Below are 19102 nucleotides of genomic sequence, written 5' to 3'. Positions count from 1 at the left end.
GGCGGCGATGCGGTCCCGCCCGGCTCCACAGCAGCCAAATACCCTGTCGGCGCAAGCGCATTCGGAGTACGCCGTCCCAACGAGGGCGGGTCGCTCCCCGTCCCCGCGCGCCTTCCCGCACCGGCCGCCCCGGGACGGGATCCCCGGCTCGCACGGCCTCGCTCCTCCCCGGTGGACGGGCGGCGGACACGGCCGCTGCGGACACCGGTCCCGCGCTCCGGCGGCGGGCCGCGCCACCGGAGCCGAAACTGTTTCGGGTACCCCCCTTCGGCCGGGTCATGCGCGCTCCCCGCCACTTCGCGCGCGGGGAGCCGAAGGTGGCCGCCAGGCTTTGTTCCGCACCCGGCACGTGGGTTAGCCTGCGGCGTATTTCTCATCTCGCAGATCCGTGAACTGCGGAAATGCACACAGCCGGGCCGGGCAGCGGTCCAATGGGGTTCCGAGTTCTCGGCCACGAGGACTCCTGGGGAGCGGAACGAGGGTACGCATGACCAGCAACAGCACCGGGGTCACCGATGCGGTGCCGGGGGACCAGGAGCTGCGGCGGCTCCTGGCGGGCCTGACGGCCGTGCGGGACGGGGACTTCGGCACCCGCCTGCCCGACGACGCCGACGGTCTGATGGGCGACATCGCCAAGGTCTTCAACGGCATGGTCGACCAGCTGTCCGTGTTCACCTCCGAGGTCACCCGGGTGGCCCGCGAGGTCGGCACCGAGGGCACGCTCGGCGGGCAGGCCCAGGTGCCGGGGGTCTCGGGCACCTGGGCGGACCTGACCGACTCGGTCAACGCCATGGCGGGCAACCTGACCACGCAGGTCCGCGACATCGCCCAGGTGGCCACCGCGGTGGCCAAGGGCGACCTCTCCCAGAAGATCGACGTGCCGGCCCGGGGCGAGATCCTGCAGCTGAAGGAGACCGTCAACACGATGGTCGACCAGCTCTCCGCCTTCGCCGACGAGGTCACCCGCGTCGCCCGCGAGGTCGGCAGCGAAGGACGCCTCGGCGGCCAGGCCCAGGTGCCGGGTGTCGCAGGCGTCTGGCGCGACCTGACCGACTCCGTGAACCACATGGCGGGCAACCTCACCAGCCAGGTCCGCTCCATCGCCCAGGTCACCACCGCGGTGGCCCAGGGCGACCTCTCCCAGAAGATCACCGTCGACGCCCGCGGCGAGATCCTCGAACTCAAGAGCACCATCAACACGATGGTCGACCAGCTCTCCGCCTTCGCCGACGAGGTCACCCGCGTCGCCCGCGAGGTCGGCACCGAGGGACGCCTCGGCGGCCAGGCGGACGTCAAGGGCGTCAAGGGCACCTGGCGCGACCTGACCGACTCCGTGAACTTCATGGCGGGCAACCTCACCGGCCAGGTCCGCAACATCGCCCTGGTGGCCACCGCGGTGGCCAAGGGCGACCTCTCCCAGAAGATCACCGTCGACGCCCGCGGCGAGATCCTCGAACTGAAGAACACCATCAACACGATGGTCGACCAGCTCTCCGCCTTCGCCGACGAGGTCACCCGCGTCGCCCGCGAGGTCGGCACCGAAGGACGCCTCGGCGGCCAGGCCCAGGTGCGGGGGGTCTCCGGTACCTGGAAGGACCTCACCGACAACGTCAACGTGATGGCGTCGAACCTCACCGGCCAGGTCCGCTCCATCGCCCAGGTCGCCACCGCGGTGGCCCGCGGCGATCTGTCGCAGCGGATCACCGTCGAGGCCGCGGGTGAGGTCGCGGCGCTCGCCGAGGTCATCAACACCATGGTCGACACGCTGTCGGCGTTCGCCGACGAGGTCACCCGGGTGGCCCGCGAGGTCGGCACCGAGGGACGCCTCGGCGGCCAGGCGCACGTGCCGAACGTCGCGGGCACGTGGAAGGACCTCACCGACAACGTCAACTCGATGGCCAACAACCTCACCGGCCAGGTGCGCAACATCGCGCTGGTGACGACCGCCGTCGCCAGGGGCGACCTGTCGAAGAAGATCGACGTCGACGCGCGCGGCGAGATCCTGGAGCTGAAGACGACCATCAACACGATGGTCGACCAGCTCTCCGCCTTCGCCGACGAGGTCACCCGCGTCGCCCGCGAGGTCGGCACCGAGGGACGCCTCGGCGGCCAGGCCGAGGTGGAGGGCGTCTCGGGCACCTGGAAGCGGCTGACGGAGAACGTCAACGAGCTGGCCGGGAACCTGACCCGGCAGGTCCGGGCGATCGCCGAGGTCACCAGCGCCGTCGCCGAGGGCGATCTGACGCGCTCGATCAACGTGGAGGCGTCCGGCGAGGTCGCCGAGCTCAAGGACAACATCAACTCCATGGTGGAGTCCCTGCGCGAGACCACCCGGGCCAACCAGGAGCAGGACTGGCTCAAGACCAACCTCGCCCGGATCTCCGGCCTGATGCAGGGCCACCGGGACCTGCCCGTGGTCGCCGAACTGATCATGGACGAGCTGGTGCCCCTGGTGGCGGCCCAGTACGGGGCCTTCTACCTGGCCGAGGACGGCGACGAGGGCCCCGAGCTGCGGCTCGTCGGCTCCTACGGCTACCCCGACGACAGCACGCGGCCCACCCGCATCCCCTTCGGCCGCACCCTGGTCGGCCAGGCCGCCCGCAGCCGGCGTGCCATCACCGTGGACGAACTGCCGCCGGACTACGTGACCATCTCCTCGGGGCTCGGCCAGGTCGTGCCGACCACCCTGGTGCTGCTGCCCATCGTGGTCGAGGGGCAGGTGCTCGGCGTCATCGAGCTGGCCTCGGTGACCCCGTTCACGCAGATCCACCGGGACTTCCTCGAACAGGTGATGGAGACCATCGGCGTCAACGTCAACACCATCGTCGCCAACGCCCGCACCGACGAGCTCCTGGTCGAGTCGCAGCGCCTGACCGCCGAGCTCCAGGCCCGCTCCGCGGAGCTCCAGGTCCAGCAGGAGGAGCTGCAGCGCTCCAACGCCGAGCTGGAGGAGAAGGCCTCGCTGCTGGTCGCGCAGAACCGGGACATCGAGGCGAAGAACCTGCAGATCGAGCAGGCGCGGCAGGAGCTGGAGGCCCGCGCCCAGCAGCTGTCGCTGGCCTCCAAGTACAAGTCGGAGTTCCTGGCCAACATGAGCCACGAGCTGCGCACCCCGCTCAACAGCCTGCTCATCCTCGCCCAGCTGCTCGCCCAGAACCCCTCGCGCAACCTCACCCCCAAGCAGGTCGAGTACGCGCAGATCATCCACTCCGCGGGTTCGGACCTGCTGCAGCTGATCAACGACATCCTCGACCTGTCGAAGGTCGAGGCCGGGAAGATGGACGTCAGCCCCGAGCGGGTCGCGCTGCGGCAGCTGATCGACTACGTCGAGGCCACCTTCCGGCCGATGACGATGCAGAAGAGCCTCGACTTCACGGTGACCACCGCGCCCGGGGCGCCGGCGGACCTGCTCACCGACGACTCCCGGCTGCGGCAGGTGCTGCGCAACCTGCTGTCCAACGCGGTGAAGTTCACCGAGCGGGGCAGCGTGGAGCTGCGGATCGAGCCCGCCGTGGACGAGGAGGTCCCCGAGGGCGTCGTGCGGGGCGGGACCATCGTGGCCTTCCGGGTGAAGGACACCGGCATCGGCATCCCCGAACAGCACCTGGAGACGATCTTCGGAGCCTTCCAGCAGGCGGACGGCACGACCAGCCGCAAGTACGGCGGCACCGGCCTCGGCCTGTCCATCACCCGGGAGATCGCCCACCTGCTCGGCGGCGCCGTCACGGTGGACAGCACACCGGGGCAGGGCAGCACGTTCACCCTCTTCCTGCCCGTGGCCCGGCCCGACTTCGAGGAGCTCATCGGCCGCAGCCGCGCCCCCGAGCGGGCGGCCGCCTCGGCCGAACCGCTCTCCGAGGAGCCGTACCAGCAGCCGCCGGCGCTGGAGCCCGGGTCCGGGTCAGGGGAGCGTCCCCGGCGCCTGCTCGTGGTCGAGGAGCGGCCCCGCGGCCTGCTGACCCTGGTCGCCGAGAGCGTGGTCACGGACCTGGCGCACGGCCGGGACGACGGCGTGCGGCCGCCGGTCGACATCATCACCGCCGTCGGGGCCCAGGAGGCGGCCGGCGCGCTGGCCGCGGCGCCGTGCCACTGCGTCGTCCTGGAGCTGAGCGCGCCGGACGGCGAGGCGTCCCGGTTCCTGGACGCCCTGCGGGGCGACTCCGCGCTCGCGAGCGTCCCGGTGCTCGTGCACAGCGGGCACCGTACGGACCTGGCGACGGAGGAGGCGCTGCGCTCACGGGCGGAGGGCGGGGCGCTGGAGTTCCTCTCCAGCCTCGACGAACTGCGCGAGCGCATCGCCCTGCACCTGTCGGCCGAGGAGCCCGGCGACGTGCTGTCCCTGGTCCGCCCGGAGGAGCCGCAGCGTCTCGTGCCGCACCCGGTCGACGACTCGCTCGCCGGCCGCACGGTACTCGTCGTCGACGACGACGCGCGCAACCTCTTCGCGCTCAGCGGCATCCTGGAACTGCACGGCTTCCGCGTGCTGCACGCGGAGAACGGCCGCAAGGGCATCGAGACCCTGGTGAACAACCCGGACATCGCGCTGGTACTGATGGACGTGATGATGCCGGAGATGGACGGGTACACGGCGACGGCCGAGATCCGCAAGATGCCGCAGTACGCCGAGTTGCCCATCATCGCCGTGACTGCGAAGGCGATGCCGGGGGACCGGGAGAAGAGCCTCGCGTCGGGCGCCAGCGACTACGTCACCAAGCCGGTCGACACCCAGGACCTGATCGCCTGCGTCCGGCGCTGGCTGCCCGCATGAGGGCATCGACGCCGTCCGTCCCGCTCACCCGCGGGCCGGCCGGCGGCCGGTGTCCGACCCCCCACGCCCCAGGGCCCTCCAGCCGAGGAGCATTCCCACCGTGAGCATCTCCGAGCACCCGCGCGAACCGGACCGTGACGAGCCGCGGCTCGCCTCCGCCGACCCGGAAACCGGCCGGCCGGAGCTCGCCTCCGCCGACCCGGAAACCGACTGGCCCCAGCTCGAACCGGCCCTCCCGGCGGGGGATCTCGCGGGCGTCTCCACCGCCTCGCCCGTGGGGAGGCTGGCGGCCACGGTGGAGCGGCTCAGCCGCGAGGTGCGGGCGGCCCAGGCGGAGGCCGAGGGGCGCGCCCTGATCGAACTCGCCAAGGGCATCCTCGTCGAGCGCCTCCAGTGCGGCCCGGCGCAGGCCGCCCGGCAGCTCGCCGAGCTGGCCGAGCAGGCCGGCATGACCCAGCTGGAGTTCGCGGTCGAGGTCATCAACCAGGCCGCCCAGGACCGGATGTCGGAGGTGACGGACGCGTTCCTGGCCGCCACCAAGGCCGCCGAGGAGGCGCAGGGCGAGTCGGCCGCCGTGCGCCTGCGCGCGGCCGAGAGCGGCGCGCTGGCCGCCAACGACACCCAGGCCGTCGCCGACGCCCTGCTGGAGCAGGCGCTGCGCCCGCTGGGCGCGGTGGCGGTGGCCATCTGGGCCGCCGGTTCGGACGGCTCCCTCACCCTGGCGGGCAGCGCGGGGTTCTCCCCGGCGGAGGCCGCGCGCTGGCACTACGTGCCGCCGGACGTGACGACGGTGGCCCGGTGCGGCCTCACCGAGCGCGAGGGGCACTGGATCACGTCCCTCGCGAGCACCGGGATGCCCACCATCGGCCGTCACCAGCACCCGGACGGCGGCAGGGCGGCCGTGCCCGCCGGCACCGGGGGGCGCGTGCACGGCGTGCTGGAGATCGTCTGGCCCGCGCCCGTGGCCCCGCAGCCTCCGCAGATCGTCCGCCAGGTGGAGGCCCTGGCCGAGCTGTGCGCCCACACGCTGGAGTCGTACACGCTGCCGCACGGCCCCGCGCAGGAGCCGCGCCTCCTGCCGGACGCCGCGGAGCTGATGGACCTGGCCGACGGGCTGTACGACCCCGCCCTGGTCCTGGTGCCGCACCTGGACGCCGCCGGGAACCTGGTGGACTTCCGCATCCAGCACGTCAACAACCGGTTCCTGGACCCCGCCGGGCGGCCACGCGCGGTGGTCAACGGCGCGCTGCTGCTGGAGGCCTACCCGATGGCCGCCGGGGACAGCGAGCTGTTCCAGCGCATCGAGCGGGTGTACGCCACGGGCGAGCCGTTCAGGACCCAGCGGATGCACCTGACCGCCCTCGTCGACCAGGTCCCGCTCTCGGCGGTCGCGGACATCAGCATCAGCCGGCACGGTGCCGGGATCCTCCTGATCTGGCGCATCGAGGACGAGACGGCACGGCTGGCGAGCCTGCTGCAGCACGCCCAGCGCCTGGGCCGGATCGGCGGTTTCGAGGAGAACCTGCTGACCGGGGAGATCACCTGGAACGGGCAGCTGTTCGACCTCTACGGCCGCCCGCAGTCGAGCACCCCCGTGCCCCTGGAGGAGCTGCCGGCCCATGCCCACCCGGACGACGCGGGCACCATCCGGCGGTTCCTGCGGACGCTGCTGCACCACCGGCGGCCGGCCTCGGCGGCCTTCCGGCTGCAGCGGCCCGACGGGGTGACGCGGCACATCCGGGTGGTGGCCGAACCGGTCCTGGACACCGGCGACCGGCTGCTCGCCGTCCGCGGGGCCTACCAGGACATCTCCGCGCAGCACTGGACCGAGGTGGCGCTCGCCGCCACCCGCGACCAGCTGGCGCACACCGAACAGCACGCCAGTGAACGCGACCGGCTGGCCCTGCAGCTGCAGCACGCCATCATGCCGCCCACCCAGGCGCCGCTGCAGGTGCCCGGTCTCCACGTGGCCGTGCGCTACCGGCCCGCGGAGACCGAGCAGCTGGTGGGCGGTGACTGGTACGACGCCGTCGTCCTGCCGTCCGGGATGGTGCTGCTGTGCGTGGGCGACGTGGCCGGCCACGGCATCGAGGCCGCCACCAGCATGGTGGTCCTGCGCAACGCGCTGCGCGGCCTGGCCGTCACCGGGGCCGGGCCGGGCCAGCTGCTGTCGTGGCTGAACATCGTGGCCCACCACCTGACGGGCGCGGTCACGGCCACGGCGGTGTGCGCCCTGTACGACCCGGAACGGCGCACCCTGCGCTGGGCCAGGGCGGGCCATCTGCCGCCCGTACTGGTCCGGGGCACCCAGGCGGCTCCCCTGCCCCTGGTCAGGGGCATGCTGCTGGGCGCCGTGCCCGAGGCCGGGTACGAGGAGACCGAGGTCCAGCTGAGCGCCCAGGACACCCTGCTGATGTACACCGACGGTCTGATCGAGCGCCGCGACCGCTCCGTGGAGGAGTCGCTGAACCAGCTGCTGAGCACCGTGGGCACCGCGCCCAGCAGCCTGGACCAGCGCCTGGACCGCCTGCTCACCTACAGCAGGTCGGACACGGACGACGACACCTGCATCGTGGGCATCCAGGTCGGGTGACGCGCGCGGTGCCGCCGGTGCCCCACCGGTGGAGGAGTGACGGACGGTGCGCCGGCCGTGCCAGGCATGGGAAGGGGATTCGGGGGTAGGCGCGGCTGCGCGGTGGGACACACCGTCCACAGGTAAGGGGCAGAGAACATGGGATTCGGCAGCCGCGGCAGTCCTCACCGCCGCACGGTGAAGAGACGTCCTCGCACCTCGGCGTCGATGAGAGCTTGATCACCGAACGCCTCCGGAAACGGAGCGCATCGAAGTCGCACACGGGGGTAAGCACCCCTGGCCGTCAGCACTTGTGGGAGGTACACGTGCCCATCGCCCAAGATCCTCTGTCCGTCGAGGTGACCCTGCCCCGGGACGACGTCGCGCTGCTCAAGGTGGAGGGGTACCTGGACGTCGACACCGCCACGGAGTTCCAGCACCACCTGGCCAACCAGCTCCACCACGGCCGGCGGCACTTCCTGCTGGACCTGTCGGCGGTGCCGTTCATGGACTCGTCCGGCATGAACATCATCTTGCGCGTGTACCAGGAGGCCCGCGAGCTGCCGGGGAGCGTGCACATCATCTCCCCCACCCCCGCCGTGCGCCGCATCCTGGACCTGACGGGCGTGAGCATCACGGTCCCGGTCTCCGAGAGCGTCGAGGAGGCACTCGAGCGGGTCGACGGGCAGCCGCCCGTCCAGGAGGCCCCGGAGGGCTGAGCGGTTGCCCCGCGGGCCGCGGACCGCACCTTCGTTCCCCCGTCGTACATGCGCCGCGGAGGCGGCCGGCCGGTCCGCCCCCCGACCGGGACCGCTTGTGCGGGACGAGGTGTCGTACGAGATCGGCGCATGGTTAGAGTTGTCGCCCGGCAAGAGTCATGTCGCCGTCTCGTTGCCTCCAGCGGGCTCGGTGCGATGCAACGACGATGAGGAGAGAAACAGGTGCCGGAGCACGAAGCGGAGGGATTGTCCGGAACGCCGGCGCACGAGGTCAGGGACTTCCTGCGCCGCCGCCGTGAGCAGATCGCCCAGAGGTGGGCGGACGAGCCCCTGTTCCGCACCGTGTTCACCGTCTCGCGGGACGAGGCGGTGGAGGCGGGCAAGGTCGTCGTCGACGCGCTGGCCCAGGTCGCCGACGCGGGCACGGTGGAGGACCCGGACGCCGCCGGGTTCAGCGGGGTGCGCGAGCAGCTGGCCCGGATGGGTGTGGCCCGCTCCCGCGCGGGACTGTCCATGACGCAGATGTCGAGGGAGCTGGCGGCCCTGCGGCCGCCGGCGGAGAACCTCCTGGTCGCCGACCTGGCCGAGGCGCCGCCCGAACACCTGCGGGAGTGTTCGACCGTGCTGACGGTGCTGATGGGCACCCTGCGGCTGGTGGCCATGCAGACGGCGCTGAGCGAGAACCAGGCGCTGATCGACCGGCAGCGCCTGCAGCTGCTGGAGGTGGCCACGCCCGTCATCCGGCTGTGGGACGGCGTCGTCGCCGTGCCGCTGATCGGGACGCTGGACAGCGCCCGCAGCCAGGTCGTGATGGAGACGCTGCTGAACGCCGTCGTCGACGAGCACGCCCGTTTCGCGATCCTCGACATCACCGGGGTGCCGACGGTCGACTCCCTGGTCGCCCAGCACCTGATGAAGACGGTGGCGGCGACCCGGCTGATGGGCGCGGAGTGCATCGTCTCCGGCATCCGTCCCGCGATCGCGCAGACCATCGTCCATCTCGGCCTGGACCTGGACGTGCTCACCCGGGCGAACCTCGCCGACGCCCTGGCGTACGCGCTGCACCAGCTCGGCACCGACATCGTGAACGTGTCGCCGGGCGGTGCGGGGCAGCGGTGAGCGACGCGTTTCCCGTCCCTGTGCCCGGGCACGTCCCGGTCCTGCGGATCGGCGACGTCCTGCTGGTCACCCTCCAGGGGGACCTGCACGACAGCACGGCCCAGCAGCTCCAGCAGGACCTCGCCGAGACCATCTCCCGCACGGGGGTCCGCAGTGTCCTCATCGACATCTCCGGCGTGGAGATCGTCGACTCCTTCCTCGGGCGGGTGCTGGCCGAGATCGCGGCGCAGGCGAAGCTGCTGGCCGCGCGGACCGTGGTGGCGGGCATGCGGCCCGCCGTGGCCATCACCCTGGTGGAACTCGGCCTGACGCTTCCGGGGCTGAGCACGGCGCTCAGCACCGAGGCGGCCATGGAGCTCCTCACGCGGCACAGCCCGACCTCCCGCTCCGGCGGCCTGCGCCAGGAGAGTCCGTGATGCACACTGCCGCGGGCGTCGAGGCCTGCCTGCCCATCCGGTCGGACATGGACCTGGTGTGGGTGCGCCAGCATGTGCGGCAGGCCGCCGCCCTGCTCGGCTTCGGCCTCGTGGACCAGACCAAACTGGTCACGGCGGCCAGCGAGCTGGCCCGCAACACCCTCGTGCACGGCGGGGGCGGCCAGATGGAGGCGGCCCACGTCACCAGCGGGGGCGTGCACGGGCTCCGGCTGACCTTCACCGACCAGGGGCCGGGCATCCCGGACCTGGAGCGGGCGCTCACCGACGGCTACACCTCCGGCGACGGCCTGGGGATGGGCCTGGGCGGCGCGCGGCGCCTGGTGCACGAGTTCGCCATCGACAGCACTCCGGGGGCCGGGACCACCGTGCGGGCGACATCGTGGGTGGGCCTGCCGCCGCGTCCGCGCGAGGAGACGTGATGCCGCGCGTGTGGGACGTCCCGGTCCACGACTCCACCCGGGTGCGGGACGCCCGGGTGGCCGTGGAGGACGCGGCCGCCACGGCCGGGCTCGACGAGCGGCGCAAGGCGGCCGCCGCGCTGGTCGCGACCGAGCTGGCCACCAACCTGCTCAAGCACGCGGAAGGCGGTCAGATCCTCATCGACGTCGTGGCCCCGCCCGCCGCCCTCCGGGACGGCCGGGACGAGGCCAGGGTCGTGCAGATCGCCGCCCTCGACCACGGCCCGGGGATCCCCGACATGTCCGCCGCACTGCGCGACGGGTTCTCCACGGCCCACTCGCTCGGTGCCGGTCTGGGCACCTGCCGGCGCCTCGCCGACGACTTCGGCCTGCACAGCACCCCCGGCCGGGGGACGGTGGCGGTGGCCCGCGTCGGCGGTGTGCCGCGGGCCGGGGCCGCGCCCGCCGGGGCGCGGACCGGCGCGGCGCCGGCCGACGGCGTGACCGGAGGCGGCCCGGATCCCCGCGGGACCTCGTTCGGCGTACGGGCCGGCGGTGTCAACATCCCGTACGCGGGGGCCGCGTACTCGGGCGACGCGTGGGCGTGGGTACGGGCCGAGGACCGGCTGACGCTGATGCTGGCCGACGGCCTGGGCCACGGCCCCGAGGCGGCGCGCGCCTCCCAGGCCGCCGTCCAGGGGGTGCGGGAGGCGGCCCATCTCACGCCCGCCGAGTCGCTGCGGCGGCTCCACCGCGCCCTGAGCGGCACACGGGGCGCGGCCGTCGCCGTGGCCCAGCTCGACACGCGTGCCGGGCGGCTGCGGTTCGCCGGCGTCGGGAACGTCGGGGCGCGGCTGCGCGAGGGCGGCACCTGGCGCTCCCTGCTGTCCCGGCCCGGCATCGTCGGCGCGCACCGGCCGGCCACGCTGCGCGAGGAGGAGGTCGCCTGGGCGGACGACCGGCTGCTGATCCTGCACACCGACGGACTGCCCAGCCGGTGGACCCCGTCCTCGGACCCCGGCCTGCTGGCCGCGGACCCGGCCGTGACGGCCGCCGTGACGATACGCGACGCCAGCAGTCCCGCACGCCCCGTGCGGGACGACACCGCCGTGGCCGTGCTGACCCCGACCCCGCCGGACCGCCCATGAAGCGCACTTGGCAGATCACCACCGCCATCGACGCGGCACAGGCCCGCATCGCCCTCGCCCGCCTGGCCGCCGCGCACGGTGTGCCCACCGTCGAGCGCAGCCGCCTGGCCGTCACGCTCAGCTCCCACCTGCGGCAGTGCCTCACCAAGGGCGGCACCTGGCTGCTCAGCCTGCAGGCGGCCGGCTCCCGCCGGGAGGGCCGGCTGCACGTCGTGGTGACGCCGCCGGCGGAGGCGTGCGCGGCCGGGGAGCCGCCGTGGGAGCTGACGGTGCCCTGTCCCGAGGCGGCCCCGGCGTCCGACGCCGACGTCGTCCCGGACGGCACCGACGCGCTGGCACAGGCGCTGCTGGGCGCCGACGAGGACACGGCCGTGATCCTGGACAAGCTCACCGAGCAGGAGAAGCTGGTCGCCTTCCACCGGGAGGAGCTGCACCAGACCAACCAGGGCGTCCTCGCGCTGCACGCCGAACTGGACGCCGCCGGGCGGGCCCAGCGGGAGGCGTTCGCCGCCGAGCGCCGGGCGCGTACCGAGGCGGAGAACGCCCGGCGCCGGCTGACGTTCCTCGCGGACGCCAGCGCCGTGCTGACGGCCTCCCTCAACCACGACGAGATCGTGCGGCGGCTGCCGGACCTGCTGGTGCCCGAGTACGCCCGCAGCGTCGACGTCTGGCTGTTCGACCACGACGACGGCAAGTACCGGACCACGCCCCACCCGGCCGCCGCCGTGGTCGCGGCCCGTACCGGACGGCCGCAGTACGCCGCGGACCACCCCGGCGGCCTGCCCGGCGTCGACGACCAGCCGCCCTCGGCGCTGGACCCGGGGCGGCCGCTGCTGTGCATCCCGCTGCCGACGCGGCGTGCGCCGCTGGGCGTGCTGACGCTGTCGCCGCCGGGCGAGCGCTGGGACCCGGACGACGCGGTGATGCTGATCGAGCTCACCCGGCGGGCCAGCATCGCCATCGACAACGCCCGGCGCTTCGAGCACAACCGCGACATCGCCGAGACGCTGCAGCGCGCCCTGCTCACGGACCTGCCGGCCACGCCGGACCTGTGCCTGGCCGCGCGCTACCTGCCCGCCACGCACGGGCTGAACATCGGCGGTGACTGGTACGACGCCTTCCGCCAGCCGGACGGTGGTCTGATCACCGTCGTCGGCGACGTGACGGGACACGGTCTGCACGCGGCCGTGATGATGAGCCAGCTGCGCACCGCGCTGCGCGCGTACGCCGTCGACGGCGGCAGCCCCGGCCGGCTGCTGACCCGGCTGCACACGTTCCTGCACCATCTGCAGCCGGATCTGTACGCCACCGCGGTCATCGCCCGGTTCCACCCCGACGACCCCACGCTGACGTGGGCCGCAGCGGGTCATCCGCCGCCGGTGCTGCGCACCGCCGACGGGCGGGTGCACGTGCTGGACGCCAAGCCCGGCGCCATGCTCGGCATTCCGCTGACGCAGGAGATCGCCGACCACACGGTGCGCCTGACGCCCGGTTCCACGCTGGCCCTGTACACGGACGGGCTGGTGGAGCGGCGCGCCCAGGGCATAGACCCGGGTATCGAACGGCTGGCGGCGGCGCTCGGCGGGTTCGGTCCGGCGGAGCTCGGCACGGACCTGGAGGACGCGGCGGACCGGATCCTGCGTCCGCTGCTGAGCGACTCCGAACGCGACGACGACGTCTGCCTGTTGCTGTGCCACCTGCGGGACGGGGCGGCGGATCCGGTGGCCGGACAGCCGGCCTGAGCCGGGCCGGGCGGTGCACGCGCCCCCTCTCCCGGCGTCTTCCTCCCCTCCCCGGTGTCTTCCTGCCATCTCCCTGGTGCTTTTCGGCCACGGGAGGAGCATCGTGGTGATCGACGCGTTCGTCTGACTGCCGCGTCCGGCTGGCGCACCGGCCGCGGACGCGGTGGGATCAAGGGGTGCGAAGCCGCGATCCAGGGGCAGGCGAAAGGCGTTGAGGCAGACCGCCTGGAGCCGCAGAAAGGGATGAACACCGTGACACGACCCAGGATCCTGGTGGTTGGCGCAGGCTTCGCCGGCGTGGAGTGCGTCCGCCGCCTGGAACGGAAACTTCCCCCGGGCGAGGCCGACGTCACGCTGGTGACGCCGTTCGCCTACCAGCTCTACCTGCCGCTGCTGCCCCAGGTCGCCTCCGGCGTGCTGACGCCGCAGTCGATCGCCGTGTCCCTGCGCCGCAGCGAGAAGTACCGCACCCGGATCATCCCGGGCGGTGCGATCGGCGTGGACCTGAAGTCCAAGGTCTGCGTCGTCCGCACCATCACCGACAAGATCGTCAACGAGCCGTACGACTACATCGTGCTGGCCCCCGGCAGCGTCACCCGCACCTTCGACATCCCCGGGCTCACCGACCACGCCTTCGGGATGAAGACGCTCGCCGAGGCCGCCTACATCCGCGACCACGTCATCTCCCAGCTCGACCTGGCCGACGCCAGCCAGGACCCGGCCGAGCGGGCCTCGCGGCTGCAGTTCGTGGTGGTCGGCGGCGGCTACGCGGGCACCGAGACCGCGGCCTGTCTGCAGCGCCTGACGCACGCCGCCGTCAAGCGCTACCCGCGGCTGGACCCCGGCCTGATCAAGTGGCACCTGATCGACATCGCGCCGAAGCTGATGCCGGAGCTGGGCGAGAAGCTCGGGCGCAGCGCGCAGGAGATCCTGCGCCGGCGGGGCATCGAGGTCTCGCTGGGCGTCTCCATCGAGAAGGCGGGCCCCGAGGAGGTCACCTTCACCGACGGCCGGGTGATCCCCACCCGCACCCTGATCTGGACCGCCGGCGTCGTCGCCAGCCCCCTCATGGCCACCCTCGGCGCCGAGACCGTCAAGGGGCGGCTCGCGGTCACCGCGGAGATGTGCCTGCCGGGCCACGACGGGGTGTTCGCGCTCGGCGACTGCGCCGCGGTGCCGGACCTGGCCAAGGGCCAGGAGGGCGCCGTCTGCCCGCCCACCGCCCAGCACGCCATGCGGCAGGGCAGGCACGTCGCCGACAACGTCATCGCGACGCTGCGCGGCCGGCCGATGCGGCCGTACGTCCACAAGGACCTCGGGCTCGTCGTCGACCTCGGCGGCAAGGACGCGGTCTCCAAGCCGCTGGGCGTCGAGCTGCGCGGCCTGCCCGCCCAGGCCGTCGCGCGCGGATACCACTGGTCGGCGCTGCGCACCAATGTCGCCAAGACGCGGGTGATGACGAACTGGCTGCTCAACGCGGTCGCCGGCGACGACTTCGTCCGTACGGGCTTCCAGGCCCGCAAGCCCGCCAAGCTCAAGGACTTCGAGTACACCGACGCCTACCTGACGCCGGAGCAGGTGCGGGCGCGCATCGGGGGAGCCGGGCTGCGGGACTGAGCGGGCGAGACGGTGATCCGGTTCCCGGCCCGGCGTGCCGGGGACCGGGCGGGGTGCGCGGCGGGAGAGAGCGAGCGGCGTGAGGACAGCGGGACGGTCGGTGCGGGCGCGGCTGAAGGACCGTGTCGCCGCGTCCGATCCCGGGTTGCTGCGGCTGACGGCCGGGCTGCGGACGGTGGGCGCCGTCGCCCTCACCCTGGCCGTGCTCGCCGTGCTGCGCACCGACGTCACCCATCTGGTGGCGGGGGCCATGGCGGCGATGGCCGCCACCTTCGCCATCCGGGAGAAGCAGCGCGCGGCGCAGGCGGTGACTCTGGCGCTGGGCCTGCCGGTGGCGCTGGCCTCCGTGTCCCTGGGCACGGTGCTCAACGCACGGGTCGTCGTCGGTGACGTCTTCTTCGTCGTCCTCATCTTCTGCGCGGTCTACGGCCGCCGGTTCGGCGAGCGGGGCACCGCGCTGGGGCTGATCGGCTTCCAGGTCTACTTCCTGTCCCTGTTCGTCGGCGCCACCGCGTCGGCGCTGCCCGCGCTGTGCGGGGCGATCACGGTGGCGTTCGCGTGCAGTGCCGTGGTGCGCTTCGCCGTCGTACCGGTGTCGCCGGCCGGGGTCCTCGACCGGCTGCGCCAGGCGTTCCGCGCCCGCCTGGCGCAACTGGTGTCCGCGCAGCTCGCCCTGCTGGACGCCGGCCCGGACGAGGTGGACAAGCGGCTGGAGGACGTCCGCGAGGGCACCGCGCGCCTGCACGAGACGGCCCTGATGATCCAGGCCCGGCTGGCGGAGGGCACCCCCGACGAGTCCGTGGCACGGCTGGTGCAGCGCCGCGTCGCGGACGCCGAGATCGCTGCCGAACGGCTCGGTCTGCTGCTGCTGTCGGCGCGCGGCACCGAACGGGCGGACACCCTGGTCCTGCACCTGCCGGGCGCGCCCGCTCCCCCGGTGGACCGGCCGGCCGCGCCCGACGAGGCGGTCGCGACGCTGCGGCGCGATCTGGCGGCGCTGCGCGTGCTGGTGGTGCGGCTCGGGGAGGCCGGGACGGCGCTGTCCCATGTGCGCAACCGGCTGCTCGGCTACCGCGACGAGGAGAACCTGCCGCCCGCCCCGCCCGCCGTGCAGGACGTGTTCCGGGGCATCGGCGAGGCCGCCCGCGCCGTCCTGGGGCTGCGGATGGCCCTGGGCGGCGCGCAGGACGAGTCGGACGACACACCGGCGACGGCCCGCTCGCGGGAGGAGATGGACGCCGAGGACGCCGCCATCGACGCCGGTGAGGACGGCGGGCGGGAGGAGGAGCCCGCCGGGCTGCGCCGGCCGACCACGCGCGCGGCCGTGCAGGTCGCCGTGGGGTCGGCGCTGGCCATCGTCGGCGGCGAGCTCCTGTCCGCGCAGCGCTGGTACTGGGCGGTGCTCACCTGCTGGATCGTGTTCCTCAACACCGCCTCGACCGGGGAGATCCTGGTCAAGGGCTACCGGCGGCTGCTGGGCACGGTGTTCGGGGTGGTGGCCGGGATCGTTCTGGCGGGGCTGGTGGGCCGGCACACGTGGACGGCGTTCGCGCTGGTGCTGCTGCTGATCTTCGCCATGTTCTACACGGCTCCGCTGTCCTACACCCTCATGTCGTTCTTCGTCACCGCGATGCTGGGGCTGCTGTACACCCTGCTGCACACCTACAGCCTGGACGTGCTCGTGCTGCGCGTGGAGGAGACGGCGCTGGGAGCGGTGTGCGGGGCGGTCGCGGCGGCGCTGGTCCTGCCGGTGCACACCGACCGCCGTACGAACGAGCTGCTGGGCACCGTCCTGGGCCGGCTGGCCGCGGTCGCCGAGGCCGCCGTCGGACAGCTCAGTGGCGGGCCCGCGGACGACCTGCTGGACAAGGCCCGCGATCTGGACCAGGCCCTCGGCGAGCTGCGCGCGGCCGTCCAGCCGCTCACCCACCCGGTCACGCCCCTGCGGACCCGGCGCAGCACGGCGCAGTACGTCGTCGCGCTGCTGGAGACCTGTGCGTACCACGCGCGGTCGCTGGCCGCGACCGCCGAGCTGCTGCCCAGCCATCCCTCGATCGCGGCCGACCCGCGCCTGCGCGGGGCGGCGCGGCGCACGGTGCGCAACATCCGGACGATCGCGGCGCGCGTCGCCGGCGAGGACGCGGCGGGCGAGGTGGAGACGGGGGCGAGCATCGCGTCGCTGCTGGGGTCCGGCGTCGTCGGCACCCCGCGCTACGGCCGTGTCACCGACCGGGTCCTGCGGCATCTGGAGCGCCTGGACGAGGCGGTGACAGGTCTCGCCCGCCCGCTGGAGGTGCCGGTGGCGGCGCCGCGGGAGTGAGGAGCGCCGGATGCCTGCGCCGACCGGGGGCCGGGAGCCGGTGGCGGTCCGCTGCTCCGCCGGCCGGAGGCCGGTAGTGGTCTGCTGCTCTGCCGGCCCGGGGCCGGTGGCGGTCCGCACCCACCGGTAGCCCGGTGCCGTCGAACGGTCCGCGACCGGGAGCCGGGAGCCGGTGGCGGTCCGCTGCTCCGCCGGCCGGAGGCCGGTAGTGGTCTGCTGCTCTGCCGACCCGGGGCCGGTGGCGGTCCGCACCCACCGGTAGCCCGGTGCCGTCGAACGGTCCGCGACCGGGGGCCGGGGGCCGGGAGCCGGGAGCCGGTGGCGGTCCGCTGCTTCGCCGGCCGGAGGCCGGTGGTGGTCTGCTGCTCTGCCGGCCCGGGGCCGGTGGCGGTCCGCTACTCCGCCGCCCGGGGCCGGTGGCGGTCCGCACCCGCCGGTGGCCGGTGCCGTCGGACGGTCCACGACCGAGGGCCGGGGGCGTCCGTACGTCCGTCGGCGGGGGCCGGTGGGCGGACCTTGCTCGTGGCGGCCGGGGGCCGGGAACGCACGCCTCCCGCGGCCGGGGCCCGTGCACTGCCCGTGGCCGTGGTGGCGGGCGCGCCGCCCGCGTCGGTCCCGCGCCGCACGCCGGTGGGCGGCCCGCGTCCGCGGCGGGCCGGGCGCCGGCCGCGCCCGTCCGGTCAGAAGTCCGTGGGCAGGCCGCTCACCTCGGCTATGCCGCGCAGTTCCTCGTTCTGGCGGTGCCGTTCCCGGATGTAGTCGGCGATCTCGCCGAGGCGGGCCGGGTCGGAGGCGGTGGCCGCGTCGGTGACCACCCGGACCGGTCCGGTGTCGTCGACGTCTATCTCGATCACCTCGTTGTCGAGGCGGCCGGTGACGGCGGTGGCGATGACCAGGGCGGCCTCGTCGCGGATCTCCTGGGGCAGGGCGTCGTTCTCCCCGCCGTCCAGCGCGAAGTCGAGGGCGGGCATGCGCTGCTCGTCGATCGCGCGCAGCACCGGCTCCACCACGCGCAGCAGGAGCCGGTAGTCCTCCGTGTCCATCCGGATGCGCAGGAGGTCCAGGTAGACGTCCACGGGCCGGCCGTCCGGCGGGATCTCGGAATCGCTCATGGGGTCCGTGTTCCCCGCGTCCCGCCCCTCAGACCCTGCGCCAGCGGGCCATGGCGAAGGAGAACACGCCGAACAGCACCAGACCGGCCGCGACGCAGACCAGCAGCCACGGCCCGAGCGGGGTGTCGGCGAAGGCGCGCAGGGTGTCGTCGAGCCCCTTGGCGCGGTCGGGCTCGTAGTCGACGGCGGCGCGTACGGCGAAGGCGCCCGCCGCGGCGAACACCAATCCGCGCGCCGCGCCTCCGGCGACGCCCGTCACGTCCACCAGCCGCCGGGTACGGGAACTCATCTGCCCGAGCTTCATCTTGTCGTGGTACTTGCGGCGGACCGCCCGCACGCCGATCCCCACCCCCACCGCGACGATCGCGACCCCGGCCGCGCCCACCAGCCACTGCCCGGCGGGCACCTCCAGCAACCGGGCCGTGACGTCCCGGGACTGGCGGTCGCTCGAACCGCCCTCGCCGTGGCGGTCCGCCGCGAACGACAGCACGGAGTAGGCGACGAACGCGTAGAACACACAGCGGCCCGTCGCCATCAGGCGTTTCCTCGCGCTGCGGCCGTCCGGGCCGACCGAGCCGAACAGCGCCTCGGACAGCCGCCACAGGGCCATGCCGACCAGCCCGATGCCCAGGGCCCACAGCAGGACGGCGCCGAACGGCTTGCCGGAGAGTTCGGCGAGGGCACCACCGCGGTCCGCCTGGTGCTTCCCGTCGCCGAAGGCGATCTGCAGGGCCAGCACTCCGACCAGCAGGTAGATGACGCCCCGTGCGGCGAAGCCCGCCCGCGCGGCACCCTCCACCACCGAACCGTTCGCCGCCCGCCGGGCCCCGGCCCGCCCCCGTACCAGCGCACCCGTGTTCATTTCAACCTCCCGGCAACCGGATGCCCCGGCTCGGCCCGTACACACCCGGCACGGCGGCCGCACGGGCGGCTCCGGCATCCAGGGGGCGGAGCGGCGCCCGGGCCCGTCCGGGCGCGCGGTGGCCACTACGACGCGCGCCGCGTCCGCATCCTGACGTCGGACCGCCGGGGCGCCCGCCGCGTCGCGCTGTCCGTGCCGGGCGGCCCGGAGCGCTTCCGCGGCATGCCCCGCCTGCGAGGAGCGGTGGACGGCTGCGGGCCCGGGCGCGCAGATCTGCGCGCCCGGGCC

General features: G+C 73.9%; 12 protein-coding genes. 10 read left to right on the top strand and 2 right to left on the bottom strand.

All coding sequences use genetic code 11. From position 1 onward, the window contains the following. Positions 1-487: 487 nt before the first annotated feature. From AB0L29_RS34665 to AB0L29_RS34620, 10 genes are all read left to right on the top strand, one after another. A complete protein-coding gene (locus AB0L29_RS34665; RefSeq protein WP_365833208.1) occupies positions 488-4768 on the top strand; it encodes a HAMP domain-containing protein in 4281 nt (1426 codons plus the stop codon). Positions 4769-4868: 100 nt separating this feature from the next. After that, entirely contained in the window at positions 4869-7361 is a 2493-nt protein-coding gene (locus AB0L29_RS34660) for a SpoIIE family protein phosphatase (protein WP_365833206.1), read from the top strand. Between the two features lie 305 nt (positions 7362-7666). Then, positions 7667-8059, top strand: coding sequence for an STAS domain-containing protein (locus AB0L29_RS34655; RefSeq protein ID WP_365833204.1), 393 nt, complete (start codon positions 7667-7669; stop codon positions 8057-8059). A gap of 222 nt (positions 8060-8281) precedes the next feature. Then, the gene (locus tag AB0L29_RS34650) at positions 8282-9178 is read left to right on the top strand and encodes an STAS domain-containing protein (protein WP_365833202.1); all 897 of its coding nucleotides are present in this window, start codon (positions 8282-8284) and stop codon (positions 9176-9178) included. Next, positions 9175-9594: an STAS domain-containing protein gene (locus AB0L29_RS34645; protein ID WP_365833200.1), complete on the top strand. Its 420-nt coding sequence runs from the start codon at positions 9175-9177 to the stop codon at positions 9592-9594. Before AB0L29_RS34650 ends, AB0L29_RS34645 begins: the two co-directional genes overlap by 4 nt. Then, positions 9594-10034, top strand: coding sequence for an anti-sigma regulatory factor (locus AB0L29_RS34640; RefSeq protein WP_365833198.1), 441 nt, complete (start codon positions 9594-9596; stop codon positions 10032-10034). The genes AB0L29_RS34645 and AB0L29_RS34640 overlap by 1 nt, the downstream gene beginning before the upstream one ends. Further along, complete coding sequence (locus AB0L29_RS34635) at positions 10034-11161, top strand: ATP-binding SpoIIE family protein phosphatase (protein ID WP_365833196.1); 1128 nt, start codon at positions 10034-10036, stop codon at positions 11159-11161. Before AB0L29_RS34640 ends, AB0L29_RS34635 begins: the two co-directional genes overlap by 1 nt. Next, a complete protein-coding gene (locus AB0L29_RS34630; RefSeq protein ID WP_365833194.1) occupies positions 11158-12903 on the top strand; it encodes a SpoIIE family protein phosphatase in 1746 nt (581 codons plus the stop codon). The genes AB0L29_RS34635 and AB0L29_RS34630 overlap by 4 nt, the downstream gene beginning before the upstream one ends. Before the next feature lie 243 nt (positions 12904-13146). Further along, positions 13147-14520, top strand: a complete 1374-nt coding sequence (locus AB0L29_RS34625) for an NAD(P)/FAD-dependent oxidoreductase (RefSeq protein ID WP_365833192.1) — start codon at positions 13147-13149, stop codon at positions 14518-14520. Positions 14521-14599: 79 nt separating this feature from the next. Then, on the top strand, positions 14600-16840 hold the full coding sequence (locus tag AB0L29_RS34620; RefSeq protein ID WP_365833190.1) for an FUSC family protein: 2241 nt from the start codon (positions 14600-14602) through the stop codon (positions 16838-16840). Between the two features lie 680 nt (positions 16841-17520). On the opposite strand, the gene AB0L29_RS34615 is transcribed toward AB0L29_RS34620, so the two are convergent. Beyond that, entirely contained in the window at positions 17521-17952 is a 432-nt protein-coding gene (locus AB0L29_RS34615; RefSeq protein ID WP_365833188.1) for a hypothetical protein, read from the bottom strand. A 28-nt stretch (positions 17953-17980) separates the two neighbouring features. Then, positions 17981-18814 (bottom strand): DUF1206 domain-containing protein, encoded by an 834-nt coding sequence (locus tag AB0L29_RS34610; protein WP_365833186.1) that lies wholly within the window; start codon positions 18812-18814, stop codon positions 17981-17983. Positions 18815-19102: the final 288 nt, after the last annotated feature.

This window comes from Streptomyces sp. NPDC052701 (assembly GCF_040678355.1).
Classification (GTDB): Bacteria; Actinomycetota; Actinomycetes; order Streptomycetales; family Streptomycetaceae; genus Streptomyces.
Note: the sequence above shows the minus strand (reverse complement) of the source record. Positions and strands in the feature narration are given on the sequence as shown.